General features: G+C 68.1%; 16 protein-coding genes. 10 read left to right on the plus strand and 6 right to left on the minus strand.

Annotated features, from left to right (window positions below; all coding sequences use genetic code 11):
- Nucleotides 1-22: 22 nt before the first annotated feature.
- Nucleotides 23-742: a SigB/SigF/SigG family RNA polymerase sigma factor gene (locus ABZX92_RS03000; protein ID WP_355553115.1), complete on the minus strand. Its 720-nt coding sequence runs from the start codon at nucleotides 740-742 to the stop codon at nucleotides 23-25.
- A 15-nt stretch (nucleotides 743-757) separates the two neighbouring features.
- Complete coding sequence (locus ABZX92_RS03005; RefSeq protein WP_355553118.1) at nucleotides 758-1,222, minus strand: SRPBCC family protein; 465 nt, start codon at nucleotides 1,220-1,222, stop codon at nucleotides 758-760.
- A 201-nt stretch (nucleotides 1,223-1,423) separates the two neighbouring features.
- Here ABZX92_RS03005 and ABZX92_RS03010 point away from each other — a divergent pair, with 201 nt between their 5' ends.
- The 10 genes from ABZX92_RS03010 to ABZX92_RS03055 all read left to right on the plus strand — a co-directional run bounded on the left by ABZX92_RS03010 (nucleotide 1,424) and on the right by ABZX92_RS03055 (nucleotide 11,896).
- A complete protein-coding gene (locus ABZX92_RS03010; protein ID WP_355553121.1) occupies nucleotides 1,424-2,197 on the plus strand; it encodes an ABC transporter ATP-binding protein in 774 nt (257 codons plus the stop codon).
- Complete coding sequence (locus tag ABZX92_RS03015; RefSeq protein ID WP_355553124.1) at nucleotides 2,185-2,964, plus strand: ABC transporter ATP-binding protein; 780 nt, start codon at nucleotides 2,185-2,187, stop codon at nucleotides 2,962-2,964. Before ABZX92_RS03010 ends, ABZX92_RS03015 begins: the two co-directional genes overlap by 13 nt.
- On the plus strand, nucleotides 2,961-4,811 hold the full coding sequence (locus tag ABZX92_RS03020) for a long-chain fatty acid--CoA ligase (protein ID WP_355553127.1): 1,851 nt from the start codon (nucleotides 2,961-2,963) through the stop codon (nucleotides 4,809-4,811). The genes ABZX92_RS03015 and ABZX92_RS03020 overlap by 4 nt, the downstream gene beginning before the upstream one ends.
- Nucleotides 4,804-5,691, plus strand: coding sequence for a branched-chain amino acid ABC transporter permease (locus ABZX92_RS03025; protein WP_355553130.1), 888 nt, complete (start codon nucleotides 4,804-4,806; stop codon nucleotides 5,689-5,691). Before ABZX92_RS03020 ends, ABZX92_RS03025 begins: the two co-directional genes overlap by 8 nt.
- Nucleotides 5,688-6,788, plus strand: a complete 1,101-nt coding sequence (locus tag ABZX92_RS03030; RefSeq protein WP_355553133.1) for a branched-chain amino acid ABC transporter permease — start codon at nucleotides 5,688-5,690, stop codon at nucleotides 6,786-6,788. Before ABZX92_RS03025 ends, ABZX92_RS03030 begins: the two co-directional genes overlap by 4 nt.
- Nucleotides 6,789-6,799: 11 nt before the next feature.
- Nucleotides 6,800-8,086, plus strand: a complete 1,287-nt coding sequence (locus ABZX92_RS03035) for an ABC transporter substrate-binding protein (RefSeq protein WP_355553135.1) — start codon at nucleotides 6,800-6,802, stop codon at nucleotides 8,084-8,086.
- Nucleotides 8,087-8,211: 125 nt separating this feature from the next.
- The gene (locus ABZX92_RS03040; protein ID WP_355553138.1) at nucleotides 8,212-8,487 is read left to right on the plus strand and encodes a hypothetical protein; all 276 of its coding nucleotides are present in this window, start codon (nucleotides 8,212-8,214) and stop codon (nucleotides 8,485-8,487) included.
- Nucleotides 8,488-8,593: 106 nt separating this feature from the next.
- Entirely contained in the window at nucleotides 8,594-9,220 is a 627-nt protein-coding gene (locus ABZX92_RS03045; protein ID WP_355553141.1) for a DUF4255 domain-containing protein, read from the plus strand.
- On the plus strand, nucleotides 9,217-11,181 hold the full coding sequence (locus ABZX92_RS03050; RefSeq protein WP_355553144.1) for an ATP-binding protein: 1,965 nt from the start codon (nucleotides 9,217-9,219) through the stop codon (nucleotides 11,179-11,181). The genes ABZX92_RS03045 and ABZX92_RS03050 overlap by 4 nt, the downstream gene beginning before the upstream one ends.
- A gap of 19 nt (nucleotides 11,182-11,200) precedes the next feature.
- Nucleotides 11,201-11,896: a DUF4157 domain-containing protein gene (locus tag ABZX92_RS03055; RefSeq protein ID WP_355553147.1), complete on the plus strand. Its 696-nt coding sequence runs from the start codon at nucleotides 11,201-11,203 to the stop codon at nucleotides 11,894-11,896.
- Between the two features lie 6 nt (nucleotides 11,897-11,902).
- Here ABZX92_RS03055 and ABZX92_RS03060 read toward each other — a convergent pair whose 3' ends face one another.
- The 4 genes from ABZX92_RS03060 to ABZX92_RS03075 all read right to left on the minus strand — a co-directional run bounded on the left by ABZX92_RS03060 (nucleotide 11,903) and on the right by ABZX92_RS03075 (nucleotide 17,970).
- A complete protein-coding gene (locus ABZX92_RS03060) occupies nucleotides 11,903-14,350 on the minus strand; it encodes a hypothetical protein (RefSeq protein WP_355553150.1) in 2,448 nt (815 codons plus the stop codon).
- A gap of 85 nt (nucleotides 14,351-14,435) precedes the next feature.
- Nucleotides 14,436-15,389, minus strand: a complete 954-nt coding sequence (locus ABZX92_RS03065; protein WP_355553153.1) for a hypothetical protein — start codon at nucleotides 15,387-15,389, stop codon at nucleotides 14,436-14,438.
- The gene (locus ABZX92_RS03070) at nucleotides 15,386-16,591 is read right to left on the minus strand and encodes an MFS transporter (RefSeq protein ID WP_355553156.1); all 1,206 of its coding nucleotides are present in this window, start codon (nucleotides 16,589-16,591) and stop codon (nucleotides 15,386-15,388) included. Before ABZX92_RS03070 ends, ABZX92_RS03065 begins: the two co-directional genes overlap by 4 nt.
- Before the next feature lie 20 nt (nucleotides 16,592-16,611).
- Nucleotides 16,612-17,970: a DNRLRE domain-containing protein gene (locus ABZX92_RS03075; protein WP_355553159.1), complete on the minus strand. Its 1,359-nt coding sequence runs from the start codon at nucleotides 17,968-17,970 to the stop codon at nucleotides 16,612-16,614.
- Between the last annotated feature and the right edge of the window lie 133 nt (nucleotides 17,971-18,103).

Consider the following 18,103-nt stretch of genomic DNA (forward strand, 5'->3'; position numbering starts at 1 on the left):
GACATTCCCGCTCGTCCATTAATCACTCCTCCGCCAGCAGATCGTGACGCAGCTGTTCCAGGGACTTGGTGAGCAGGCGCGAGACGTGCATCTGGGAGATCCCGACGCGGCGCGCGATCTCCGTCTGGGTCAACCGGCCGAAGAACCGCAGCACCACGATGGTCCGCTCACGCCGAGGGAGGCCCCGCAGCATCGGCTGCAGGGCCTCGTGGATCTCGACGCCTTCCAGAGCGGGGTCGTCGACGGTCGAGGACTCCAGCGAGTCCAGTGGCGCGAAGGAGACGTTCTTCTCCACGCGCAGACCCTCGTAGACGTCCGACAGCGGCACCGCCAGGTGCCGGGCGATCTCGGAGGGAGTAGGAGATCGCCCGGTCTTGTGCGACAGCTCGGCGGTCGCGCCGTCGATGGAGTCGCACAGCTCTTTCAACCTGCGCGGCACGCGCACCGCCCAGCACTGGTCCCGGAAGTGGCGGCGCACCTCGCCGGTGATCGTGGGGACGGCATAGGACAGGAAGTCCGTCTGCCGGCCCACGTCGTACCGGTCGATGGCGTTGATCAACCCGACCGCGGCCACCTGTGCGAGGTCTTCCATGGGCTCGCCGCGTTCGCTGAAGCGGCGGGCGATGTGCCGGGCGAGCGGGAGGTACTCGCGCACCAGCCGGTCTCGCAACGTGTAGTAACGCGGCGAGTCACGACCGGTCCGCGCGAGTTCCTCGAACGCCGCGTGCTGATCTGGCGTCAACGTGCAGCACCGCGATCAGACCTGCGGCGGCGGCGTGACGTCGCCTCGCCAGGCGCCGGTCTCGACACCTCGGTTTTCGATGAACTCCTTGAACCGCTTCAGGTCGCCCTCGATCCGGTGGCCCACCACGCCGAGCGCGGTACCTGCCTTCTCGGTGAAGGTCTCGGGGTCGTACTCCATCTGGAGGTGCACCCGAGTCGTGTCGTTGTCGAGACGGTGGAACGTCACCACGCCACCCTGCGGCGGTCCGTCGACCGTGGTCCACGCGACGCGCTCGTCGGCGTGCTGCTCGGTGATCTCGGCGTCGAACTCGCGCACGACACCGCCGATCTTCGTGGTCCAGTGGGTCCTGGTCGGCGTCACCTGGTCGATCTTCTCGACGCCGTCCATGAACGCCGGGAAGGATTCGAACTGGGTCCACTGGTTGTAAGCCGTGCTCACCGGCACGTGGACGTCCACCGACTTCTCAATGGTGGTCACGAAACCTCCTCCTCATGAAGTTGCTTGCACCAGGTGAGTACCCATGCGACGCGTTGTTACACATCGTGTTCGGTCCATTCTGGACAGACACGGAGAGTGGTGGACCAATAGCGATCTGCGCATCACGAAATCGCTCACAGTGGTCAAACTGACTGTGATCCACGTCATACTGATCGGCAATCCACGCCCTAGGAGGCGCCGGTGCTGGAGGCGAGCAACCTCGAGGTTGTCTACGACGACGTGATGCTGGTGCTCCGCGGCGTGAGCCTCAGGGTGCCGAAAGGCCAGGTAGTCGCCCTGCTCGGTGCCAACGGGGCGGGCAAGACGACGTTGATGAGGGCCTTCAGCGGCCTGCTCGACGTGCACGACGGCAAGGTCACCAAAGGCTCGATCACGCTCGACGGTGAACCGATTCACAAGCTCTCACCAGCTCGAATCGCGGATCGAGGCATCAAACAGGCTCTCGAAGGCCGCAGGATCCTCGCCGAGCTGACCGTCGAGGAGAACCTCAAGGTCGGCGGGCACGCGCGGCCCAAGCGCCTCAAGCAGAACCTCGACCGCTGCTACGAGCTCTTCCCGCGGCTTCTCGAACGGCGAAGACAGAGCGCGGGCTATCTGTCCGGCGGAGAGCAGCAGATGCTGTCGATCGGCCGGGCGTTGATGTCGGAACCCGAATACCTGCTGCTCGACGAACCCAGCCTCGGCCTCGCGCCGTTGCTCGTCCAGCAGATCCGCGACCTGGTCGTGAAGATCAACGAACAGGGCACCACCGTCCTGCTGGTCGAGCAGAACGCCAGCATGGCGCTCTCCATCGCCGACCACGGCTACGTCCTGGAGACCGGCAAGGTCGTGATGGACAAACCCGCTCAAGCGCTGCTGGCCGACGACGACATCCGCGAGTTCTACCTCGGTCTCGGCACCTCGTCGTTCCGCGCGGTCAAGCACTACAAGCGGAGGAAGCGATGGCTGTCCTGAGCGTCGACGGGATCCGCCTGGCGTTCGACGGCGTGGTGGCCGTCGACGGGGTGTCGTTCGAGGTCGGGGAGAGCGAGCTCTTCGCGATCATCGGCCCGAACGGGGCCGGCAAGACGTCCATCTTCAACGTGCTGAGCGGCGTCTACCGGCCGCAACAGGGTTCTGTCGAGTTCAACGGCGAGAACCTGCTGGGGCTGCGGCCACACCGGATCGCGGCTCGCGGGATGGCCCGCACGTTCCAGAACATCGAGCTGTTCTCGCACCTCACCGTCGTCGAGAACCTCATGCTCGGCCGCCACAACCACATGAGGTACGGCGCGCTGTCAGCGTTCTTGTGGCTCGGGAAAGCGCGACGAGAAGAGCTGAAGAACCGGAGCGCGGTCGAGGACGTCATCGACTTCCTGGAGCTGGAGCAGTGGCGCCGGTACCCGGTCGGCCTGCTGCCCTACGGCGTGCAGAAGCGCGTCGAACTGGGCCGTGCGCTCGCGATGGAACCCAAGTTGCTGCTGCTCGACGAGCCGGTCGCCGGCATGAACGTCGAGGAGACCGAGGACATGGCCCGGTACATCCTCGACGTCCGCGAGGAGCTGGCCGTCCCCATGATCATGGTCGAGCACGACATGGGCCTCGTGATGGACCTCGCCGACCGGGTGATGGTGATGGACTTCGGCCGTCCGATCCGCACCGGCACGCCGGCCGAGGTGCAGGCCGATCCGGACGTCATCCGGGCTTACCTGGGTGAGCAGCACAAGAGCGTGACGACATGACCGCTGCCACAATGATCACCACCGTCGTGACCCGCGTGAAGAACCGGGCGGCCAACACTCCCGATCAGATCGCGTTGCGCGCCAAGGACTTCGGCATCTGGCAGGAAGTCACGTGGGCGCAGTACTGGGCCAACGTGGAGCTGGTCGGCGATGCGCTGCTGTCGCTGGGTCTGCAGCCCGGCGACCGGGTCGCGATCCACTCCGAGAATCGTCGCGAGTGGCTCTACGCGGATCTGGGTGTTGTCGCGGCGCGCGGCATCACGGTCGGGCTGTACCCGACGAACCCGCCGTCCGAAGTCGCTTATCTGCTGTCGCACTCGGGCGCGCGGATCCTCATCGCCGAGGACCAGGAACAGGTCGACAAGGCGTTGCTGGTCCTGGAGGACACACCCGATCTGGAGTGGATCGTCTACCTCGAACCGCGCGGCATCAAGGGGCGCTACGACAACCCGAAGCTGTTGTGGTGGGACGACTTCCTCGCGATGGGTGCGCGGTACCGGGACATGCACGGCGACGAGCTCGCCGCACGCATGACTGATACGCAGCCCGACGACGTGATGACGTTGATTTACACGTCCGGAACCACGGGGCCGCCCAAGGGCGCGATGCTCACCGTGTCGAACGTCGAGTTCGCGGTCCAAGTGCTGGTGGAGGGCGGCGGTTTCACTTCGCCACCGCCGTCCTCCACCGATGTCACGCTGTCGTACCTGCCGTTGTGCCACGTCGCCGAACGCATCTTCACCACGTGGTTCAGCGCGGCTTCCGGGGTGCAGGTGCACTTCGCCGAGTCGATCGAGACCGTGCAGGCGAACCTGCGCGAGGTGCAGCCGACGATCCTGTTCGGTGTGCCGCGCATCTGGGAGAAGGTGCTGGCGGGTGTCACGATCGGCGTGTCGTCGGCGTCCTGGCTCAAGCGCACCGTCACCCGGTTCTGGTTGCGTCGCGCGGAAAGCATTGGCACGACACTGGTTCGGACCGGCGGCGAGCACACCGGATCGAGCCGAGTCCTTTACGCACTCGGCTGGCTGTTCTGCTTCCGTGCGCTGAAAGCCCGGATCGGCATGCGGTACGTCAGATATGCCTCGTCCGGTGCCGCGCCGATCGCGCCGGACGTGCTGAAGTTCTTCATGGGCATCGGGGTGCCGATGCACGAGGTCTACGGCATGACCGAGAACACCGCCGTGGCAACGGGAAACCGGCCTGGTCGAGTCAAGGTCGGCACGGTGGGCGAGCCGCAGCCGGGGATCGAGCTGCGGATCGACGAGGAGACCGGCGAGATCCTCACTCGGCACGGCGGGACGTTCGCCGGCTACTGGCGTGATCCCGAGGCCACTGCGCGGGTGGTCACCGATGGCTGGCTGCACACCGGTGACGTCGGAGAGTGGGTCGACGGCACGCACGTGAAGATCACCGACCGGATGAAGGACATCATCATCACCGCGGGTGGCAAGAACATCGCGCCGTCCGAGCTGGAGAACGCGCTGAAGACCTCGCCGTACATCAAGGAAGCCGTGGTGATCGGCGATCAGCGGGCGTACCTGGTGGCGTTGATCGGCATCGAGCTGGACACGGTCGGGCACTGGGCGCAGCAGCGCAAGATCCCTTACACCACCTACCGGGACCTGTCGGAGAAGCCGGAGGTCCTGGAGCTGGTGCAGACGATCGTGACGGACGTGAACTCGCGGTTCGCGAACGTCGAGCAGATCAAGAAGTTCCGGATGTTCCCCAAGGAGCTCGACCACGAGGACGGCGAGCTGACCGCGACGCAGAAGGTGAAGAGATCCGCGCTGGGCAAGATGTTCGACGACCTCGTGGAGTCCATGTACGGAGGAGCACAGCATGGATGAGTTCCTCCAGTCGTTGGTCCGCGGCCTCGGCACCGGGTCGATCTACTCCTTGCTCGCGCTCGGCTTCGTGATCATCTACAAGTCGACGCAGGTGATCAGCTTCGCTCAGCCCGCGTTCATGCTGGCGGGCGCGGTGCTGGTCTCGTACCTGTCGCCTGCCGTGTCGTTCTTCGGGGCGGTCGTCGTTGCCGCGCTGGTGATCGCGGTGCTGGCGTTGGGTGTGGAGCGCACGGTGTTGCGGCCGATGGTCGGCAAACCGGTGTTCGTGGTCGCGATCATCACGATCGGCGTGGACGTCGTGGTCAGGGTGGTGACGAACGCGTTCATCGGGCTGGAGGTGCGGCAGGTCGGCGATCCGTGGGGCTTGACGACCGTGAGCTTCCTGGGTGCCGAGGTTCAGCAGCGGTACCTGGTCATGATCGGGACGACGGCAGTCGTGACGGCAGCGTTGTTCCTGTTCTTCCGGTACTCGCGGATCGGGCTCGCGATGCGCGCGGTCGCGTACGACCAGGAAGTCGCGCTGGCCCAGGGGATCTCGGTCGGGTCGGTGTTCGCGCTGTCGTGGGCGCTGGCCGGCGGCCTCGCCGCGCTGGCCGGTGTGTTCGTGGCAACGGGCGCGGGCGTGGATCAGCAGCTGTGGATCGTGGCGCTCAAGGCGTTGCCCGCGATCATCCTGGGCGGCCTGGAGTCGTTGGGCGGTGCGGTGGTCGGCGGGCTCGCGGTCGGCGTCGTCGAGTCGCTTTTCGGGACCTACCAAGGTGACTTCGCGCCCTGGCTGGGACCGAACTTCGGGCTGGTCGCGCCGTACGCGTTGATGCTGCTGGTGTTGCTGGTCAGACCGTACGGACTGTTCGGCAAGCGGGAGGTGGAACGGCTGTGAAGGGTCGTCCTGAGCTGTACACCTCCTACGCGCAAGACATGGCGTTCCTCAACACGCGCCCGAAGCGTGCGTGGACCGGTGGGCTGGTCGTCCTTGCGCTGGTACTGCCGTTCGCCATCACGGATGACCTGCTGCAGCTGCTCGCGACCGGGTTCGTCGCCGCGATCGGGGCGATCGGGCTGAACATCGTGACGGGCTACGCGGGCCAGGTCTCGTTGGGGCACGCGTTCTTCCTCGCGATCGGTGCGTACACGGGTGCGGCTTTGAGCGGGCCCGAGACAGGGCGGGTGATCGGGTTCGGCATCACGTCGCTGCCGGTCTGGTTGCTGGCCTCGGGTCTGGTGGCCGCGCTCTTCGGCGTGCTGGTCGCGCCGGTGGCGGTGCGGTTGCGAGGCCTCTACCTCGCGATCGTCACGTTGGGACTGGTCTTCCTGGGAGAGCACGTGTTCCGGGAGTGGACGTCGCTGACCGGTGGACCGGGAGTCGGGCGGCCCGCTGCCGTGCCCGAGCTGTTCGGGGTGCGGCTGGACCAGAACAACGCGGTGTTCACGGCGGCACAGCAGTTGTATCTCGTGATGTTCGTGCTGCTGGTGATCTTCGGTGTGCTGGCCCGGAATCTGGTCCGCTCGCGAGTCGGGCGGGCGTTCGCGGCGGTGCGGGACCGGGACCTGGCCGCGTCGGTGATCGGCGTGGACCTGACGAAGTACAAGGTTCTGGCGTTCGCGGTGTCGTCGTTCTACGCGGGCGTCGCGGGCGCGTTGTTGTTCGTGATGAACGGGTTCTTCGATCCCGGCTCGTTCAGTCTCCTGTTGTCAGTGCAGTACATCGCGATGGTGCTCATCGGCGGCGCGGGCACCATCTCCGGCGCGATCATGGGCGCGCTGTTCATCACGCTGCTGCCACGCATCACCAGGGAACTGCCCGCGGTGCTGCCGTTCATCAGTGGTGACGCCACCGGTGCGGTCACGGTCTTCCAGGTGGAGGCGGTGCTCTACGGCGTGCTCATCATCGTGTTCCTGATCGTCGAGCCACGCGGGTTGTTCGGCATCTGGGTGCGCGTCCGCAACTACTGGCGCACCTGGCCGTTCTCGTACTGAGGAGAATCCCCATGTCTGGTAAGCGATTGAGCATTCTGTTCGTCGGGATACTGGTGCTGGCCGCGTGCCGGGGCGGGGACGGCGCCGCGCCCCAGGAGGGCGCGGGTGGCATCAAGGTCGATTTCGGCGTCACCAAGGAGGCGTGCCCGCAGGCCGTCGACAAGGCCAGGGGCTGCATCTACCTGGGCACGATCTCGGATCTCACCGAGGGCCCCTTCAAGACGCTGGCCGTGCCGATCACGGATGCGCAGAAGGCGTTCTGGAAGCGGGTGAACGACCGGGGCGGCATCGGCGGCTACGAGGTCGACGTGACGACGTACGTGAAGGACAACAAGTACAACCCGCAGATCCACAACCAGGTCTACCAGGAGATCAAGGGCAAGGTCCTGGCGTTGACGCAGACTTTGGGCTCTCCCACGACCGTGGCGATCCTGAAGGACCTGGAGAACGCCCAGATGGTGTCGGTGCCGGCGTCGTGGACGTCGTTGTGGGGCTTCGAGGAGGTCATCCTGGAGTCCGGCACGAACTACTGCGTCGAGTCGATGAACACCGTCGACTACGCCGTCGAGAAGATGGGCGTGAAGTCCGTGATGGCCGTGCACCTCGCCGGTGACTACGGTGACGACGCGGCGGCCGGGGCGAAGATCGCCGCGGAGAAGCGCGGGCTGTCGTTCGAGAACGTGACCACCCAGAGCGGCCAGGACAACCAGGGTGGCGCGATCGACGCCATCGTGAACAAGAAGCCGGATCTGGTGATCCTGACTACCGGCCCGACGGACGCGGCCGTGATCGTCGGGCAGGCCGCGGCCCGTCAGTACAAGGGCAAGTTCATCGGCACCTCGCCGACGTGGAACCCCGGTCTGCTGAAGTCGCCGGCCGCTCCCGCGATCAAGGCCTTGTACATGCAGTCGGCGCCGTGGAAGGCGTGGGCGACCGAGTCCGTCGGCCACACCGCGATGCGGGCCGCGCTGCCCGGCGTGACGCCGAACGACGGTTACACGGCCGGTTGGGTGTGGGCGTACCCGTTGAAGGCGGCTCTGGAGAAGGCGGCCGCGAACAAGGACCTGACGCGGGCCGGGCTGCTCAGCGCGGTGCGCCAACTCACCTCTGTGGACTACGAGGGCATGCTTCCTTCGGGTGCAGGCAATTTTTCCGCTTCTGCGCAGGATGCACTGTTCCGTCAGTCACTCATCTACCGCCCGGACGACTCCGCTCCGACCGGAGTGACGCTGGTAGAGGACTTCTTCACCGGCCCGACTGCAAAAGATTTCAAGTTCGAGAAGCCCTGCTACCAATGAACCGAACGGGTGACACCTGCCTCTGATGGTTTGGTTTTCTGGCTAGTCTCGCTGGTGAGGCAGTTGTAGGAGGTTTTGCTGTGTTGACGTGCGTCGAGGTTCGCCGAGCCGCAGGAGGCCTCCGGTTGTTCGTCCGTCCCCCGGCCGCGCTGCGCTGGAGCGCGCGGCTGGGGTACGAACGGGTGTCGGAGTTGCTGGCCGCGATTCGTCAGGCGGAGTCGTGCACGGTGCCCGATGTGGCCCAGGACGTGTCACTTCGGTACGTGCCCGATCAACGCACCGGTGAGGCCGTTCTGGCGTGCCCCACCGGGACGGTCGTCTTGGACGCGGACGACGTGACTTCGCTGCACGACGCGTTACGCGCGCACATGCCTGACCGGATGCGGCCCCTGCCTGTTTGAGTTGCAGCCAGTCTGAGCACCGCTGCCCGTTGGGGCAGCCGATCGTGTCCGCCGGGACGTCAGCGCGCTGGTCGTGGTGCTGTTGTTCGCGCGCGATCGTTGAGGCGTGATTCACGAGGTCGATGAGGCTTTGCGCCGCCTGGTCCGCGACGAGGCGCTGCGCGGTTCCGATCTGGACGTCGCGTTCGACGCGCCGACCAAGGACTGGGCGGCGCGGCGGAACGCGCCCACGGTCAACATCTACCTCTACGACATCCGCGAGGACATGCGACGGCGGCAGCGCGGCCTGTTGAACGAGTACGACGCGCAGGGCAAGGTGGCGTCCCGTCATCTGCCGCCGCGGCACATGAAGCTGTCCTACCTGGTCACGGCGTGGACGCAGCGGCCAGAGGACGAGCACCGGCTGCTGTCGGACCTGCTGATCGGGTTCCTTCGCCATGACGCGGTGCCACCGGGGTTGCTCGCCGGGTCGCTGGAGGAGCTGGCGTTGCCGGTGCCGATGACCGTCGCGCTGCCGCCGCCGGAGGACCGGGCGTTCGCGGACGTGTGGAGTGCGCTGGGCGGCGAGCTGAAGCCGTCGCTGGACGTCGTGGTGTCGGCGCCGGTGTCGTCCGGGCGCAAGTTCGCCGCCGGGCCGCCCGCGCGCGAGGGCGTGGAGCTGCACACGGGCGAGGAACGGGTCCGGCACGACGTTTCCGCGGACGGCGTGGGGATGCGCAAGGTGGCGCGATGATCTTCGAGCGGATGGCGGTGCTGGAGCGGCGGATCCGGGCGGCGGTGGCGGCGCGGCGGGCCACGGACCCGAACCCGGACGATCCGTTTCGCGGGCTCTACCTGTCGGACGAGGTCATCGAGGCGTTGCTGGACAGCGGCAGGGAGCCGTTCTCGCCGTTCGTCTCGTCCGCCGCCGACGGGAGGCTGGGGCGGTTGGCGCGCAAGGCCGATCTGTCCGAAGTGGACGTCGAGCTGCTGCTGGTCGCCCTGGCACCGGACGTCGACAGCCGGTTCGAGCAGTTCTACGGGTATCTCAACGACGACGTGACGCGGCGCCGGGCGACGGTCGGGCTGGCGTTGCGGTTGTGCGGGCTGGCGGAGGCGTCGTCGCAGGGCCGTTCGCGGCTTGATCGCGGTAGTCCGCTCGTCAGGTCGGGGCTGGTCACTTTGGAGGACGCGGAAAGGCCGTTGCTGAGCCGGTCGCTGCGGGTGCCGGACCGGGTCGGCGCACACCTGCTCGGTGACGACCGGCCGGACCCGTTGCTGGCGGATTTCGTGACCCTGTCCGGAGATCCCGTGCCGATGCCGGGGGCGGAGAGGCTGGCGCGCGGTGTCGAACGCGGCGTGCGGCTCGTCTACCTGCGCGAGCACCCCGGTGGTGGCGCGGCCGAGCTGGCGGTGTCCGCGCTGGCCCGGGCTGGGTTTCCGGCGTTGCTGGTGGACGCGGCACGCATGACGGACGCGCTGGCGGTCACCCGAGAGGCGTTGCTGAGGGGTGCGGGGATCATCGTCGGGCCGGTGGACTCGAACTTCACGCTGGATCCGTTGCTGCACGACGAGATCCCGGTCGTCGCCTACGGTCCGGGGGCGTGGGAGCCGCGCTGGACGCGGATGCCGCCGTTGCAGCACGACGCGGTGCAGGTGCCGTTCGACGTGCGGGTGTCGTTGTGGCGCACCGAACTCTCCGGCAAGCTGGCGCACGGGATCGACCCGGCCGAGGTCACCGCGCACTTCGTGCTGGGGCCGACGCAGATCAGCCGGGCCGCGCACGCCGCCACCGTGTCCGCGCTGGCCGACGACGGGCTGGTCGACGCAGGCCACTTGCGGTCCGGTGCGCGCAGCCAGAACGCGGGTGGGCTGCAACGGCTGGCCCGTCGCATCGAGCCCGCCGTCTCGTGGCCGGACCTGGTGTTGCCCGGCGCCGTCACCTCCTTGCTGCGCGAGCTGGCCGCTCGCGCGAAGCACCGCGACCGCGTGATCGACGAGTGGCGCATGCGCCCCGGCGGTGGTCGTGGCCGGGGCGTGACGGCCTTGTTCGCGGGCGACTCCGGCACCGGCAAGACGATGTCCGCCGAAGTGATCGCGGCGTCGTTGGGCCTGGATCTCTACACCGTGAACCTCGCGACCGTCGTGGACAAGTACGTCGGCGAGACCGAGAAGAACCTGGAACGGATCTTCGTCGAGGCGGCCGGCGTCAACGGCGTGCTGCTGTTCGACGAGGCCGACGCGATCTTCGGCAAGCGCTCGGAAGTACGTGACGCGCACGACCGCTACGCCAACATCGAGAGCGCGTACCTGTTGCAGCGCATGGAGTCCTTCGACGGCATCGCGGTGCTCGCGACCAACCTGCGCGCGAACCTCGACGACGCCTTCACCCGCCGCATCGACGTGATCGTGGATTTTCCGTTGCCCGACGCGGAGCTGAGGCGCGGCCTGTGGGACCGCTGCCTCGGCGGCTCGGTGCCACGTTCGTCCGATGTGGACCTTGATTTCCTGGCGGCGTCGTTCGAGCTGGCGGGCGGCCACATCCGCTCGGCGGCCGTGACAGCGGCCTACCTCGCCGCCGCCGCGGGCCACGTGATCGGCATGGTCGAGCTGATCGGCGCCGTGGCCCGCGAGTACCGCAAGCTCGGCCGGCTGGTGGGAGAACGCGAGTTCGGCCGGTACATCGAACTGGCCACTGAACGTCTGGTGGGTTAGGGACCTAGGAGCGGAAGAGATGCACGGACACGAACACGAATCGGAGACTTCCTTCCGCCCCAAGGGCGACAGGATCCAGCACGAGGAAACCGACCTGATGGGCCGCGCGGCCGCCGCGGGCCGCCCCGACGTCCTGGGCCCGGCCGGAATGCTCGGCCTGCAACGCGCCGTCGGCAACGCGGGCGTCGGCGCCGTCGTCGAAGACACCCCCACCGTGATCACGTCCGGCGGCTCGCCGTTGCCCGCCGAGGTGCGCACCGACATGGAGGGCCGCTTCGGTGCCGATTTCTCCGATGTCCGCGTGCACACCGACTCCGCGGCGCACGACTCGGCGAAGTCCGTGAACGCCCAGGCTTACACCGTCGGCTCGAACATCGTGTTCCAGCGCGACAAGTACGACCCCGGTTCGGACTCCGGCAAGCACATGCTGGCGCACGAGCTGACGCACGTGGTGCAGCAGCGGTCCGGGCCGGTTGACGGCACGGATGCCGGTGGCGGGGTGAAGGTGAGCGATCCGTCGGATCGGTTTGAGCGGGATGCGGTGGCGAACGCGGATCGGATCATGGCGGCGTCGGCTGCGCCGGTGCAGCGGTGTGAGGACCACGGTTCGCACGGCGGGGACGCTCATGTGCAGCGCGAGGAAGCGCCTGCGGAGGAAGAGACGGCGCAGACGTTCGTGCAGCGGGCGGAGGAAGAGGAGGAAGCCGCCGAGTGAGGCGCCTTACCCTCTGACTTCGAGGTTCACGGCCGCTGCCCGGACCTCTTCCACGGTGGAACGCACCGAGCCATCAGGCAGGAAGATGTGCACGCCACCGACGTCCGCGGCCACGAACACCGTCTTCTGCCCCATGGCCTGTGCCCGGAAGTAGACCTGGCAGTCGGAGCACATCGGGTTCGTGCTGACCCCGTACACCTTGCTTCCGCTGCGCCGCAACAACTGCTTCTCGGCGTGCACGAGGCTGGAGCGCCCGGTGCCCGTTCCGGGCTGGTCGTTCCGGCTTTGCTGCGGCAGGTATCGACCGGTGCGCTCGAAGTGTTCGCGTTGCTGCCGCGCACCCTCGTTACCGGGCGGGAGGGGGTATTCAGCCGCGGGATTGCGCACGGCTTCTGCCACCAGCGGGCGGTGCAGGGCGCCGAGGTCCTGCCACATCGCCGCATCGGTCTCCAGGTACCTGCGCGTCGTCGAGCCGGACTCGCGCGTGTCGCCACGGCCGGGTCTGTCGCGTTGTGCCTGCCTGACGTCTCCCGATCCCGGCGTCTCGTAGCTCGCGGACAGGTTGTCGCCCGACACCGCCACGACAACCGGCCTGCGGAACGTGGCGTGGTCCCGCTGGTGTATCGCGTTCGCGCGTTCTCGTGCGGAGGTCGCCTGCTGGATCATCCGGGTGACTTCCTCGGGGTCGGCCAGTCCGCTGACGAGCACGGCGGTGTCCTGCTCAGCCGTGGGGTTGACCGTGGCCGAGACCCGCCACCGCTCGCCGGTGCTGACGGCCTTGAGCTCGGTGAGCCCGTGGCGCAGCTTGATCGCCGCGAGCACCGGTCGCAGGATCAGCGGGCCGACCGCGCGTCCGCTGAACCTGTTCACCGCACTGGTCGCGGCCTGCAGCCCGGCGTTCAGCCTCCGCTGCTTCGCCTCTGGTGACTCGTCAGGACCGCCTCGCCTGCCGACGCCCGGAAGTCTGCGCGCCACGCCCGGCACCCAGCCGATCACCCGGTCCGCCGCCCCGTCCACCGCCCCCCGAATCCGCGTGATGATGTTGCGCACCGGCGCCGCCACGTCCCCGAGCCCGATCAACCGCGCCAGGAACCCGAGCACCACCGGAACAGCACGTCCCAGCGCCGACTCGACCGCGTTCTTCGCCGCGTCGAGGCTGCCGGACGCGATCGCCGCGATGGAGCCGAAGACCGACTCGGCGAGGGCGCCGAGTTGCTGGGCGCGTTCGATGAAGAAGCGGATCGTGTTGTACACGGCCAGGATTGCCTGGATGACCGCGCCGGCCGGGTTGAACATGGAGATCAGGCGGGTGATGGCGGCGCCGACGATCGAGTTCGCCACCCAGTCGCGGATGCCGCCGATCACCGTGTCGACGAAGCCGGATGCCATGTCGCCCAGGCGTTGGGAGACGGCGGCTAGGCCTCGGGTGGCGATGTCGCGGACCCAGTCGACGCCGGTCTCGACCAGGCGGACGGTGCGTTCGCCGAGGGTGCGGACCAGGCGTTCGCGCAGCCACGACCACGTCAGGCCGAGCATGCTCGCGACCATGGACAGGATGCCGCCGAAGTCGAACCGTTGCGGGATCTGGACGGCGCCGCGCAGGGCGCCGGTGAGCCAGCCGAACAGGCCGGTGCGCAGATGCGCCAGGATGTTGCCGACGAACTGGCCGAGGCCGCCGCGGACCGCGCTGACCAGGTTGCCCGCGAAGCCGATCGGGTCGCGGACGATCGTGCGCACGACGTCGCCCGCGCGGTGGATGATGCCCATCACCTGACCGCCGATGCCGCCCGCGCCGCCGAGCACGCCTTCGAAGACGAGCTCCATCAGCTTGGTGCCCGCGGCGCCGGCGAACGTGCGGAGGCGGCCGATCGGTTCGCTGAAGATGCCGGAGAGGCGGTCCCAGACCGCGCTCGGGTTGATCAGGTCGGTCACGCTGACCGCGTCCCACGCCCTGGCGAACAGGCCGCGGATCGCTTCCCAGGTCAGGCCGAGCTTCGGCAGTTCCGCCGACAGCCACTCGCCCGCCTTGGCCACCGCGCCCGATTGCTGCAGGTTGTCCCACAGCGCGGCGCCGCCGGGGATCAGGCCGACCAGCGCGCCGACGACGGCGGTGGCGTCGCGGGCCACCGGTTGTTCGGTGATCGGGTCCTTGCCGAGCGCCACGCACAGCACGCCGTAGCCGGGAATCCGCCGCGCCCAGGTGCCGAACTGGCCGAGCACGCGGCCCTTGACGTCACCGGCCACGCCCGCGACGTCGTCGAGGATGCCGCGCTGTGCCACGGGTTCCGCCGGAGTCACCAGGCTCGCCACCGCGCGGTTGCCTGCCTGGCGTTGCAACGCCATCGCGGCCATGGGGTTGAGGTTGCGCCGTGGCGGTGGTTTGGCCGGTGCCGGTCTCGACGGGGTCTCGCGCGTGTCGGCGGGCTTGTCGCGGCCGGGCACGGCGTGGGTCATGCGACCCAGTGTTCGCACCACTCATCACACCGTCGAGAGCTGCGCGTCCGGTCGCACGTGCCTCGATGGCCGCCCGTTCGGGCAGCTACCAGGGCGCGGGCGAGCTGGCCTCGGGCACCAGCACCGCGGGGGAACCACTGCCGTCAGCAGGTACCGACCACACGTCGTTCAGGCCGTCGTCGCGCTGGATCCCGTACGCCACGGTGTGGTCGTCGATCCACGCGGGCTGGTCGTCGACGGTCCGCGTCTCGGCGAGCTGCGTGATCTGGCGCGTCGCCAGGTCGAGAACGGAGACGCGCCAGCCCTTCTGCGGGTCGCCGTCGACGGCCTTCTTGTAGGCGATGCGGGTGCCGTCCGGGGACAACGACGGGCACTCGACGTTGTCCAGGCCGGTCAGCGGCTTGAGGTGCTTGGCCGCGAAGTCGCCCTCGACCAGGTAGCGGTGCGGGCCGGTCGACATGGTGGCGTAGAAGCGGTTGTCGTCCGCGGTGAAGGTGACGCCCCAGAAGTTCGAGTCGACCGGCCGCTGCGCCAGGCCGTCGACGGTGAACTCCTCCAGCGACCGCACGAGCGTGCCGGTCTTCGTGTCGAGGATGCCCGTGCTGGTCGAGAACCCGTTGGCGGCATACGAATGCCCGTCGACGAACAACGTCCACGCCACCATCCGGCCGCTCTTGGACACCCGCGTGCGGTTCGGGAAACCGGTCAGCGGAACGGTCCTGAGCTCCTTCAGATCGCTGTCGAGCACGGCGAGCTCGCCTGCCTTGAGAGCCCCCGCCGGACGCAGGCACGAGATCGTGCCGGCAGCGCCGTAGACGCGGTCGCAGCGCTGCTCGGTGACCTCACGCGAGCCGCCGGGGTCGGTGCGGGACACCGTCGAGAGCTTGCCGTTGCTCAGCACCATCAGGCGCGGGCCGGAGTCGAGCGGCACCGAGTTCGCGGCTTCTCCCGGCGAGGCGCCGGACAGCACGGTGTAGCCGATGGCGACGCCGGCGAGCAGCACGGCGGCGATGACGGTGATCAGCAGGCGGTTCTTCACGGCTTGCGACGTCCCAGCAGTGCGGCGGTGGTGATCAGGGCGAGGACGACCGCGACGGCGGCGGTCCTGGTGGCGGCTTCCGGGCTCCAGAACTGCCACGCGAGTCCGAACAGGACGGAGGAACCGAGGTAGGCCAGCGCTTGTCCACTTTGGATCAGTGCGATTCCGGTGGTGCGCAGGCGTTCCGGCAGGACCGGGCCCGCGAGCGCCATCAGCACGCCGTCCGTGCAGGCGTAGAAGACGCCGTAGAGCAGCACGACCAGCACCAGCAGCGGCCAGCCGCCGAGCGGGCCGAAGAGCAGCAGGTAGACGACGGTCAGCGCGCCGTAACCGCACAGCATCACCTTGAGCCGGCCGACGCGGTCCGCGAGCGCGCCCAGCGGTGCGGCGAGCAGCAGGTAGACCAGGCTGGTGCCGACGGCGAGCAGCGGGAACCAGCCGAACGCCAGTCCTTCCCGCTTCTGCAGCAACAGGTACACGAACCCGTCGCCGATCGTGACCAGGCCGAGCAGTGACGCGGCCAGCACGATCCTGCGGACTGCCGGGTCCTTGAGGAGGACGAGCTGGAGAGGTTCCTTGCGCTCCAACGGTTCCGGCCGGTCTCGTACGTAGAGCACGAGCACCAGCACGCCGAACAGAGCGATGCAGAAGCTGACGACGAACACGGCGTCGAACGACTGCGCCGAGGCCGCGAGCACGGCCATGGCGACGAGCGGCCCGGCGAAGGCGCCGATGCCGTCCATCGCCCGGTGCACGCCGAACGCCCGGCCCAGGTCACCGCTGGGCGTGGACAACGTGATCAGCGCATCGCGTGGTGCGGTGCGCAGTCCTTTGCCCGCGCGGTCCGCGGTGATCACGAACCCGAGTGCGGTCAGGGAGCTGCCCGCGGCCAGCAGCCCGAGCTTGGCCACGGCGGAGATGCCGTAGCCGAAGCCCGCGACCGCCTTGCGCCGGTTCGTCCGGTCGGCGAGATACCCGCCGGCCAGCCGGAGAAGCGTGGTGGCGCCCGTGTAGACGCCGTCGATCAGCCCGTACGCGGCCGGGCTGAGCTGGAGGCCGATGACCAGGTACAGCGGCAGGATCGCGGCCACCATCTCCGACGAGACGTCGGTGACGAGGCTGACCGCGCCGAGCGCGAAGACGTTGCCGCTCAGCCCTTTCCAGTTCGCCGACTTGGGTTTGTCGATCGTGGACAGGTACACACCGGCCTCCAGCGGTTCGATCAGTGACAGTTGGTCGTGCCGCTGTCGGTGTAGGTCTTGCCGGCCTCGGGGACGAACTGCCAGTCGAAGCTGTTGCTGTGCAGGGTGAACTTCAGCACGCCGCGGGTGCCGGTGTTGCGGGCCTCGCTGTTCGGCTTGATCGTGCCGAACGGGTAGGCGCCGGCGCCGCCCATGCCCGCGACGAACTGCCGGATGCCGCGCGCGTTGTCGAGGCCTCCGGTGGGGTTCTGCGGGGCGAACCGCTCGTACTGGTGGTTGTGCCCGGTGACCACGAGGTCGGCGTTGTTGTCGTACAGCGCCTGGTACAACGGCCTGGTCGCCGTCTCCGGGGCGTGGTTGGCACCGCTGGTGAACAGCGGGTGGTGCCAGTACGCCGCGGTGCACGGCTTCGTGCTCGCCGCCAGGTCCTGACGCAGCCACTGCTCCTGCGCGCTGCCCGCGGACATGCTGACGTTGGAGTTCAGCGACACGATGTGCCAGTTGCCGACGTCGTAGGAGTAGTAACCCCGCCCCGACGGCCCGGCCAGCGATCCGAAGTAGTTGTAGTACCCCGTGGCGCCACTGGTGTTGTAGTCGTGGTTGCCGGGGGAGGGCTTGGTGCGCGCCTTGTGACGGCCCCACGTCGGCTGGTAGTAGGAGTTGAACTCCGCCGCCGTGCCGCTCTCGTAGACGTTGTCGCCGGCGGTGAAGACGGTGCCCTGGATGTTGTCCAGGAGGTTGGCCGTCGCGGTGTCACCGGAACCGGAGTCCGCGATGTCACCCGCGCCGACCCACACCGGGTCGCCGGAGGGTGGCGCGGTGCCGTCGGTGACCACGAGCTGCGGCGCCGTGGTGGCACCGCTCTCCCGTGAGTCGTAGTCGGCGCCGTCCGAGCTGGAGGACGTGATCGCGATGCTGTACGTGCCGTTGCCGGTCACGTAGCTGGTCACGTCGATCTCGTACCAGGCGTTGCGGACGACCGCGCCGAGGGAGCCGAGCGTGGCGCCGTCGACGGCGGGCTGGTTGTTCCAGGTGACACCGGTTTCCGTCCAGCTCACGTTGGACGTGGACCGGAACGTGCCACCGTTCGGGCTTTCCGCACCGGCGACGTCGTCGGTGTGGACGCGCAGCTTGGCGTTGCCGACCGAGCTCACCCCGGACACGGTGAACTTGAGGAACGTCCGCTTGACCGGCGAGTTGTCGGTGCCGAGCTGACCGGCGGTGCCGTAGTTCGTACCGGTCGCCGAGTTGTCGGCGTAGGTGTCGGCTGTGGGCGTGAACGTGGTGGTGGCTGCGTGAGCCGAGGTCGAGGCGGTGAGGGTGGCCGCTGTGACGACGACCGTGGTGAGCACGGCTAAGGGAGCCCTGCGACGTTTCATGCCTGCGCACTTCCTTGTTGGCGGACATGGACCGTCGCGAAGGGTAGGGCTCAAATGAGACGTGTGCGGTGATCGTTCGGCGGCAGTTTGGTGAACGGGTGGGAAATCTCCCTGAGAAATCACACCGCGGGGT

Origin of the sequence: Lentzea sp. NPDC006480 (genome assembly GCF_040611995.1) — a bacterium.
Taxonomy (GTDB): Bacteria; Actinomycetota; Actinomycetes; order Mycobacteriales; family Pseudonocardiaceae; genus Lentzea.